Here is an 8,672-nt window from a genome sequence, read left to right as displayed (position 1 = left end):
CGCCACCACCAGCGCGCGCACCAGGAACGGCAGCAGAGTCAACTTGCCGCGGCTGTCGCCATGCTTGCTGTTGAGCTGCTGGCGCAGCGCTTCCAGGGCGGTGACGTCGATTTCTTCCACATAGCTGAAGTGCGCGACCCGACGTTTGGCATCCTGCATGCGCTGGGCGATCTTGCGGCGCAGACCGATCACCTGCACCTGCTCGCTGTCGGTGCGCCTGGCATAGCCAGTTGGCGCCTGCCCGGCGGCACTCTGCGGCTTGCTCATGAAGGCGTCGAGGTCTTCATGCAGGATGCGCCCGGCCGGGCCGCTGCCATGCACGTAACGCAGTTCGATACCGGCATCCAGCGCGCGCTTGCGCACTGCCGGCGACGCCAATGGCTTGTCGCCCGGCTGGCGCGGCACGATGGGGGCGGCCTCGTGGTTGACCGGCGCCTGCTGCTGGTAGGCAGCGGGTTTTACTGGCTGCTGTGGCTCCGGCTTGGTCGCCACCGGGGCCGCAGCGGTTTCGGCGGGTTTCGGCATTGGCGTATCCACATGGTTGCCGCTGCCTTCCACTTCGATGCGGATCAGCTCGCTGCCGACCGCCATCACTTCACCGGGCTGGCCACCCAGGGCCAGCACCTTGCCGCTGACCGGCGAAGGGATTTCCACGGTGGCCTTGTCGGTCATGACGTCGGCCACTACCTGGTCCTCGGCGATCATGTCGCCGACCTTGACGAACCATTCAACCAACTCGACCTGCGCGATGCCTTCGCCAATGTCCGGCATCTTGATGACGTGCGTGCCCATTCAGACCTCCATGACCTTTTTCAGTGCCGCACCTACCCGCGAAGGGCCTGGGAAGTAAGCCCATTCCTGTGCGTGAGGGTAGGGGGTGTCCCAGCCGGTGACGCGCTCGATGGGCGCCTCCAGGTGATGGAAGCAGTGCTCCTGCACCAGCGACACCAGTTCGGCGCCAAAGCCGCAGGTACGCGTGGCTTCATGCACGACAACGCAGCGGCCGGTCTTCTTCACCGACTCGACGATGGTGTCCAGGTCCAGCGGCCACAGGCTGCGCAGGTCGATCACTTCGGCATCCACGCCGCTTTCTTCAGCGGCCACCTGGGCCACGTACACGGTGGTGCCGTAGGTCAGCACGGTGACGTCATTGCCAGGGCGGGCAATGGCGGCCTTGTCCAGCGGCACGTTGTAGTAACCATCGGGCACGGCGCTGTGCGGGTGCTTGGACCACGGCGTTACCGGGCGGTCGTGGTGGCCGTCGAACGGGCCGTTGTACAGGCGCTTGGGCTCGAGGAAGATCACCGGGTCGTCGCATTCGATCGAGGCAATCAGCAGGCCTTTGGCGTCATACGGGTTCGACGGCATCACCGTGCGCAGCCCGCAGACCTGGGTGAACATCGCTTCCGGGCTCTGGCTGTGGGTCTGGCCGCCATAGATGCCGCCGCCGCATGGCATGCGCAGGGTCAGCGGGGCGATGAATTCGCCGGCTGAACGGTAGCGCAGGCGCGCCATCTCGGAAACGATCTGGTCCGAGGCCGGGTAGAAGTAATCGGCGAACTGGATTTCCACCACCGGGCGCAGGCCGTAGGCGCCCATGCCTACGGCGGTGCCGACAATGCCGCTCTCGGAGATCGGCGCGTCGAACACGCGGGATTTGCCGTACTTGGTCTGCAGGCCTTCGGTACAGCGGAATACGCCACCGAAGTAGCCGACGTCCTGGCCGTACACGACCACATTGTCGTCGCGCTCAAGCATGATATCCATGGCCGAGCGCAGGGCCTGGATCATGGTCATGGTAGTGGTGGCCATGGCGGTTTCCGGGTTGATGCTGTTGTTGTGGTCGTTCATCTCAAACCCCCAGTTCCTGGCGTTGACGGCGCAGGTGGTCGGGCATGTCCTTGTACACGTCCTCGAACATCGAGGCGGCGCTCGGAATGTGACCGTTGGCCATGGTGCCGTACTGCTCGGCTTCCTTCTGCGCCGCAATCACGGTGGCTTCGAACTCGGCCGTGGTGGCTTGGTGCTCTTCCTCGGACCAGTGGCCGATCTTGATCAGGTGCTGCTTCAGGCGGGCGATCGGGTCACCCAGCGGGAAGTGGCTCCAGTCATCGGCGGGGCGGTACTTGGACGGGTCGTCAGACGTCGAGTGTGGCCCGGCACGGTAGGTGACCCACTCGATCAGGCTCGGGCCCAGGCCCCGACGGGCGCGCTCGGCGGCCCAGCGCGAAGCGGCGTACACGGCGACGAAGTCGTTGCCGTCAACCCGCAGCGAGGCGATGCCGCAACCCACGCCACGGCCGGCAAAGGTGGTCGACTCGCCACCGGCGATAGCCTGGAAGGTGGAGATGGCCCACTGGTTGTTGACCACGTTGAGGATCACCGGCGCACGGTACACGTGGGCGAAGGTGAGGGCGGTGTGGAAGTCCGACTCGGCGGTGGCGCCGTCGCCGATCCAGGCCGAAGCGATCTTGGTATCACCCTTGATTGCCGAAGCCATGGCCCAGCCGACCGCCTGCACGAACTGGGTCGCCAGGTTGCCGCTGATGGTAAAGAAGCCGGCCTCGCGCACCGAATACATGATCGGCAGCTGGCGACCCTTCAGCGGGTCGCGCTCGTTGGACAGCAGCTGGCAGATCATCTCCACCAGCGACACGTCGCGGGCCATCAGGATGCTTTGCTGGCGGTAGGTGGGGAAGCACATGTCGGTGCGGTTAAGCGCCAGGGCCTGGCCGCTGCCGATGGCTTCTTCACCCAGGCTCTGCATGTAGAAGGACATCTTCTTCTGGCGCTGGGCGACCACCATACGGCTGTCGAAGATCCGCGTCTTGAGCATGGCACGCATGCCTTGACGCAGCACTTGCGGGTCGATGTCCTCGGCCCACGGGCCTTGGGCGTTGCCCTGCTCATCGAGCACGCGGACCAGGCTGTAGGACAGGTCGGCGGTGTCGGCAGCATCGACATCGACAGGGGGTTTACGGGCTTTACCTGCATCGTTCAGGCGCAGGTAGGAAAAATCGGTCTGGCAGCCTGGCCGGCCGGTAGGCTCGGGCACATGCAAACGCAGGGGGGCGTACTCGTTCATGCTGTTTACGCTCGCTCGGATATTTGTTTTTGTGAGCTCTGAAGCGGCCGCCGCTGAATACCGGCTTGTGACTGGTAGGTCAGCGTCATCTACATCTTAGTGGCCCGGCAGGAGAATTTTTCTCTCAAGTTGATTGCCTTTGCCGATCGGGCCAGATAAACATTCCGCATAAACACAAAAAACCGGTGATTTTGTCTCATGCGCAAACTCGATCGTACCGATATCGGCATTCTCAACAGCCTGCAAGAAAATGCCCGCATCACCAATGCCGAGCTGGCACGCTCGGTCAACCTGTCGCCGACGCCCTGTTTCAACCGGGTGCGGGCCATGGAAGAACTGGGGGTGATCCGCCAGCAGGTGACCTTGTTATCACCCGAGGCGCTGGGGCTTGATGTGAATGTGTTCATCCATGTCAGCCTGGAGAAGCAGGTGGAGCAGTCGCTGCACCGCTTCGAGGAAGAAATCGCCGAGCGGCCCGAGGTGATGGAGTGCTACCTGATGACGGGAGACCCGGATTACCTGCTGCGGGTCTTGCTGCCGAGCATCCAGGCGCTGGAGCGGTTTCTCGATTACCTGACGCGGTTGCCGGGGGTGGCGAATATACGCTCGAGCTTTGCGTTGAAGCAGGTGCGCTACAAGACGGCCTTGCCGTTGCCGGCCAATGGCATGACCTTGCGCGAATAGACGTCGTTTGAGCCGCTGATCATATTGGGCAATGCCCTTGGCTGGCATGGCTACAGGTTGGGTCCTGTAGCCCATGCCGAGGCCCAATGTGGTTATGAGGCGAGTTGGATGTTTTTAAGATAGAACGTGACTATTTCTCCAGGCGTTTCGCCTGAATTCAGAAACCTGGCCCGATTCAGAGACAGGTCTACCGATGCGTCTTTGGACTTTGCCCGTGCTACACGGTGGCCGTGTTTGTCGCGCAGGTAGAACGGAATGCTGTCGGCGCTCTCCACGTTACCGTTCCAGTCCCGAAGCGTGTCAATTTTCCAATAGTCGCCAAATCCAGCCAGGTGCAGGGGGAGGTTCGTCACTGCATCAGTGACCCTGCCCGTCCATCCCGTGCCATACAGGCCCAGCCAGCCTCTGGCATTTCTTTCCAGCCTCGCGCCTGCATAGTTCCATCGGTTATTGCATTTTATGTTGTAGATCGCGCGCTCCCCGGCAGAGCCCCGCTCCATTCTCAGATACTCGAAGTCAAATTTGATACGCAGGAATTGGCCGCTGGTGAGTTGGTGGTCTTCGCGGTCGTTTTCGGCGCATAACCAGCCTTGGTCATCCAGTCTCATGGTAGGGTCATACCAACTTGCGTCTGCAACTACCACTTGGCCTGCGCCTTCACAATGCAACTCGGCGGTGAAATCAGCTTTGATCATGTAGTCTCCGGTCTTAGATAATCCCAGCATGGGGTGAGTAACGGTAATGCTCATGCTTGAGAAAAGAGAGTTGGAAAGCGTTGATGCGCAATAGGCCAGCTCCCTTCAAGCATGCCTCTTGAAACCAGACATAGGGCCAGCGTCCGCACTGTCCGGCACTGCGTTAACTCACCGCTACTCGATCAGGTTGATATTGCGTAGGTTGAACTTGAGTATGTCGCCGGGTGTTTCGCCGGCGTTCAAATATCTGTCATGTCTGGTGGACAGGTCGACGGCGGCGTCATCTGGCGTTGCCAGCGCAACACGATGGCCGTGTTTGTCGCGCAGGTAGAATGGAACGTCTTCGGCACTACGCAAGTCACCATCCCAATCCTGCAGTGTCTGGATTTTCCAGTAGTCACCCAGTCCTGCCAGGTGCAAGGGATAGTTTGTCACGGCGTCCGTGATTCTGCCGATCACACCCGTACCATATAGACCCAGCCAGCCCCTGGCATTTCTTTCCAGCCTGGCGCCGTCGTATTCCCACCCGCTTTTGCATGAGATGGAGTAAAGCGTGCGTTTCCCGACGCCTTGCCCTTCCTCTTTGATGTAATTGAATTTAAATACAATAGGTCTGTACTCCCCGCGGGTGAACTTATACTCGTCGCGCTCGGCATCAATGCACAACCAGCCCTCGTCATCCACTAACCCTTCTGGGTTAAACATTTTCCCTTTCTTGCTAAACAGACTCGGGCTTGCAACGACCACTTGGCCTCCGCCTTCGCGGTGCAACTCTGCGGTAAAATCAGCTTTCAACATACAGCCCTCCGGTTTCAATCACCCCAGCATGGGGTGAGCCCAAGGTAATCTTCAGGCGGGCGCAGGGGGGAGATGGAAAGCCTTGCTGCCAAGTCGGGGGCAGCGGGTAACCTCTAGTGAGCTTGCTGCTTGATATTTTAAACACCCCCGGCCTATGTTGTTGTCGGCATACAACAACAAGGACAAGTGTCATGAGCACTGCTCAGCTCCAAGGTATCGATGAAGTCGAATGCGTCACCCCCGACCTTAACGGCGTGCCACGCGGCAAGGTGATGACCGCCGAAGGCTTTCTCGAAGGCCGCCGCCTTCAGATGGCCCGCGGTGTGCTGCTGCAATGCATCATGGGCGGCTACCCGCCGGCGAAGTTCTATGGTGGCGACGACGGTGACCTGGCGCTGGTAGCCGAGCCCGGCCAGCTGCATCGTCTGCCTTGGAGCAGTGACGGCCGTGCCCTGGCCATCTGCGATGCCATCGAACTGGATGGCCGGCCTTCGGCGCTGTCCACCCGTGGCCAGCTCAAGGCGGTGATCGCCCGCTACGCAGCGCTGGGCCTTGCGCCAGTGGTGGCGACCGAGCTGGAGTTCTTCGTGTTTGCGCCCAACAGCGACCCGCTGCAGCCGTTCCAGCCACCGTTGGGTACCGATGGCCGCCGGGAGTCGGGCCATTCGGCATTCAGCGTCAGTTCCAACAACGGCCTGCGCCCGTTCTTCAGCGATGTCTACCAATGCATGGCCGCGTTGGGCCTGCCGCGCGACACCTTCATGCACGAAATGGGCGTCAGCCAGTTCGAAATCAACCTGCTGCACGGCGACCCGCTGTTGCTGGCCGACCAGACCTTTCTGTTCAAACACCTGCTCAAGGAGGTGGCGCTCAAGCACGGCCTGACCGTGGTGTGCATGGCCAAGCCGCTGGCGCGCACCCCGGGCAGCTCGATGCATATTCACCAGAGCCTGGTCGAAGCCAGCAGCGGGCGTAACGTATTCAGTGATGCGCAGGGCCTGCCGACCGACACCTTCCACCACTTCATCGGCGGCCTGCAGGCGTGCATGGCCGACTTTACTGCGCTGTTCGCGCCCAACGTCAATTCCTACCAGCGGCTGTGCCACCCCTATGCCTCGCCGAACAACGCCTGCTGGTCCGAGGACAACCGCGCCGCCGGCCTGCGCATCCCGGCCAGTGCACCGGTGGCGCGGCGGGTGGAAAACCGCCTGCCTGGCGCCGACGCCAACCCGTATCTGGCCATTGCCGCCAGCCTGGCTGCCGGCCTGCATGGCATCGAGCAGCGCCTGCAGCCGTCGCCGGCCATTCAGGGCGAGTTCGAGGTGCCGGAGCACCTGGGCCTGCCATGCACCCTGCATGCTGCGCTGCAGCGGCTCAAGGGCAGCACGCTGGCGCGGGAACTGTTCGGCAGCGAGTTCATCGAAGGGTACATCGCCAGCAAGACCCTGGAGCTGACCGACTTCTTCGACGAAATCACGCCATGGGAACGCCGGGTGCTGGCGGCACAGGCCTGATCGCGACACGACCTGCACCGGACACGCCTCTGCACCGGCAAATCGCTTATGGGGGGCCTGCGCCAGGCGGTTTTTGCCTTTATGCTGCTAGCACCCAACCGCCACCTGACCAGGGAGCTTCACGGGACGTATGCGAAATATATGGAAGCCGTTTCAGTCGTTGTATTTCGCCGCGCTGATGATGTTGATCGGCTCGGGCCTGCTCAGTACCTACCTGGCCCTGCGCCTGGCTGCCGATAATGTCGACAGCCTGTGGATTGGTGCGCTGATGGCTGCCAACTACTTCGGCCTGGCCCTGGGCGGCAAGGTCGGCCACCGGTTGATTGGCCGGGTAGGGCATATCCGTGCGTACGCCACCTGCGCCGGTATCGTCGGCGCGGCGGTGCTGGGCCATGGCCTCACCAGCTGGTTGCCGGCGTGGGTGGGGCTGCGAATGATCGTCGGCCTGGGGATGATGTGCCAGTACATGGTCATCGAGAGCTGGCTCAACGAGCAGGCCGACGTCAAGCACCGCGGGGCGGTGTTCAGCGGCTACATGATCGCCTCTTACCTGGGGTTGGTGCTCGGCCAGCTGATCCTGGTGGTGCATCCGCAACTCGGCCCCGAGCTGCTGATGCTGGTGGCCATGTGCTTTGCCCTGTGCCTGGTGCCGGTGGCGATGACCCGGCGCATTCACCCGGCTCCGCTGCGCCCGGCGCCGATGGAGCCGAAGTTCTTCATCAAGCGCGTGCCGCAGTCGCTCAGCACGGTGCTCGGCTCCGGGCTGATCGTCGGCTCGTTCTACGGCCTGGCGCCTTTGTATGCCTCCAGTCAGGGTATGAGCACCGAGCAGATCGGTCTGTTCATGGGTAGCTGTATCTTTGCCGGCCTGCTGGTGCAGTGGCCGTTAGGCTGGCTGTCGGACCGCTACGACCGAGCGGTGCTGATCCGCAGTGTGGCGGTTGGCCTGGCGCTTGCCGCTGCGCCGCTGGCGATACTGCCCAGCGTGCCGCTGGAGCTGCTGTTCGGCATGGGCTTTCTGATTTCGTTGCTGCAGTTTTGCCTGTACCCGTTGGCGGTGGCATTCTCCAACGACCATGTGGAAAGCGAGCGACGGGTGTCGCTGACGGCAATGCTACTGGTGACCTATGGCGTGGGCGCATGCATCGGGCCACTGGCGGCGGGCGTGCTGATGAAGGTGCTGGGCCCGCAGATGCTGTATGCCTTTTTCGTGTTCTTCGCGCTGGTGCTGGTGTGGCGCATCCGGCCGAAAGCGGTTACCGGGCTGCACCAGGTGCAGGATGCGCCGCTGGGCCACGTGGCAATGCCCGCAGCCGGTTCGCCGTTGTCGGCAGCGCTGGACCCACGGGTGGATGAGCAGACCGTGCAGGACGTGATGCAGGCGCCGGTGGCGGCGGAGGATACCGAGGCAGAAGAGAAGGGTGAGTCAGAAAGCAAGCCACAGGTTGCAGAACCTGCGGAGGCCAACAAAAGCTAGGTTGCCTGCCCTGGCCTCATCGCCGGCAAGCCAGCTCCCACAGGTACAGCTCATGGCCTGAGATTGGCGCCGTCCCTGTGGCAGCTAGGCTGCATGCCCTGGCCTCATCGCCGGCAAGCCAGCTCCCACAGGTACAGCTCATAGCCTGAGACTGGCGCCGTCCGTGTGGGAGCTGGCTTGCCGGCGATGGGGCGCGTAGCGGCCCCAATGGCCAGCACAGGAGAAACACAAATGAAAACGCCACCTCGAAAGGTGGCGTTTGCGTTTTACAGACCGACGATCAATAGTCGTCCTTGTCAAACCGCCGCGCTTCACGCTGCAGCTGGTAGACAAAACTCTCGATTTTGCGCTGCGCCTGCCCACTGAGGTTGTGGAAGCGCACGCCAGCGAAGGTGGTGTTGATACGCTCTTCGTAGTGC

The 8,672-nt window shown here is 62.2% G+C and carries 8 protein-coding genes and 1 pseudogene; 3 read left to right on the top strand and 6 right to left on the bottom strand.

What is annotated here, in order from left to right; translation table 11 throughout:
• From HP546_RS21550 to HP546_RS21540, 3 genes are all read right to left on the bottom strand, one after another.
• The coding region (locus tag HP546_RS21550; RefSeq protein WP_172229245.1) for a dihydrolipoamide acetyltransferase family protein at positions 1-792 on the bottom strand (792 nt) is incomplete at its 3' end.
• Positions 793-1,851, bottom strand: coding sequence for an alpha-ketoacid dehydrogenase subunit beta (locus tag HP546_RS21545; RefSeq protein ID WP_172229243.1), 1,059 nt, complete (start codon positions 1,849-1,851; stop codon positions 793-795).
• Position 1,852: 1 nt separating this feature from the next.
• Positions 1,853-3,085 (bottom strand): 3-methyl-2-oxobutanoate dehydrogenase (2-methylpropanoyl-transferring) subunit alpha, encoded by a 1,233-nt coding sequence (locus tag HP546_RS21540; RefSeq protein ID WP_172229241.1) that lies wholly within the window; start codon positions 3,083-3,085, stop codon positions 1,853-1,855.
• 198 nt (positions 3,086-3,283) lie between these two features.
• Here HP546_RS21540 and bkdR point away from each other — a divergent pair, with 198 nt between their 5' ends.
• Entirely contained in the window at positions 3,284-3,769 is a 486-nt protein-coding gene (bkdR, locus tag HP546_RS21535; RefSeq protein WP_012273540.1) for a Bkd operon transcriptional regulator BkdR, read from the top strand.
• Between the two features lie 92 nt (positions 3,770-3,861).
• On the opposite strand, the gene HP546_RS21530 is transcribed toward bkdR, so the two are convergent.
• On the bottom strand, positions 3,862-4,464 hold the full coding sequence (locus HP546_RS21530; protein WP_172229239.1) for a hypothetical protein: 603 nt from the start codon (positions 4,462-4,464) through the stop codon (positions 3,862-3,864).
• 174 nt (positions 4,465-4,638) lie between these two features.
• Positions 4,639-5,262 (bottom strand): hypothetical protein, encoded by a 624-nt coding sequence (locus HP546_RS21525; RefSeq protein ID WP_172229237.1) that lies wholly within the window; start codon positions 5,260-5,262, stop codon positions 4,639-4,641.
• 272 nt (positions 5,263-5,534) lie between these two features.
• Here HP546_RS21525 and HP546_RS21520 point away from each other — a divergent pair, with 272 nt between their 5' ends.
• Together HP546_RS21520 and HP546_RS21515 are read left to right on the top strand one after the other, a co-directional pair.
• Positions 5,535-6,776: a glutamine synthetase family protein gene (locus HP546_RS21520; RefSeq protein WP_172229247.1), complete on the top strand. Its 1,242-nt coding sequence runs from the start codon at positions 5,535-5,537 to the stop codon at positions 6,774-6,776.
• A gap of 130 nt (positions 6,777-6,906) precedes the next feature.
• On the top strand, positions 6,907-8,253 hold the full coding sequence (locus tag HP546_RS21515) for an MFS transporter (RefSeq protein ID WP_172229235.1): 1,347 nt from the start codon (positions 6,907-6,909) through the stop codon (positions 8,251-8,253).
• 280 nt (positions 8,254-8,533) lie between these two features.
• Here HP546_RS21515 and HP546_RS21510 read toward each other — a convergent pair.
• A pseudogene (locus tag HP546_RS21510) lies at positions 8,534-8,672 on the bottom strand (pilus assembly protein PilZ); the annotation flags it as partial.

The organism is Pseudomonas sp. CM25, assembly GCF_013179705.1.
GTDB lineage: Bacteria > Pseudomonadota > Gammaproteobacteria > Pseudomonadales > Pseudomonadaceae > Aquipseudomonas.
Note: the sequence above shows the minus strand (reverse complement) of the source record. Positions and strands in the feature narration are given on the sequence as shown.

What these genes read in the sequence shown, in the direction of transcription:
- HP546_RS21545 (WP_172229243.1), bottom strand. Translation starts at nt 1,851, where the DNA reads ATGAACGACCACAACAACAGCATCAACCCGGAAACCGCCATGGCCACC.
- HP546_RS21540 (WP_172229241.1), bottom strand. Translation starts at nt 3,085, where the DNA reads ATGAACGAGTACGCCCCCCTGCGTTTGCATGTGCCCGAGCCTACCGGC.
- bkdR (WP_012273540.1), top strand. Translation starts at nt 3,284, where the DNA reads ATGCGCAAACTCGATCGTACCGATATCGGCATTCTCAACAGCCTGCAA.
- HP546_RS21530 (WP_172229239.1), bottom strand. Translation starts at nt 4,464, where the DNA reads ATGATCAAAGCTGATTTCACCGCCGAGTTGCATTGTGAAGGCGCAGGC.
- HP546_RS21525 (WP_172229237.1), bottom strand. Translation starts at nt 5,262, where the DNA reads ATGTTGAAAGCTGATTTTACCGCAGAGTTGCACCGCGAAGGCGGAGGC.
- HP546_RS21520 (WP_172229247.1), top strand. Translation starts at nt 5,535, where the DNA reads ATGACCGCCGAAGGCTTTCTCGAAGGCCGCCGCCTTCAGATGGCCCGC.
- HP546_RS21515 (WP_172229235.1), top strand. Translation starts at nt 6,907, where the DNA reads ATGCGAAATATATGGAAGCCGTTTCAGTCGTTGTATTTCGCCGCGCTG.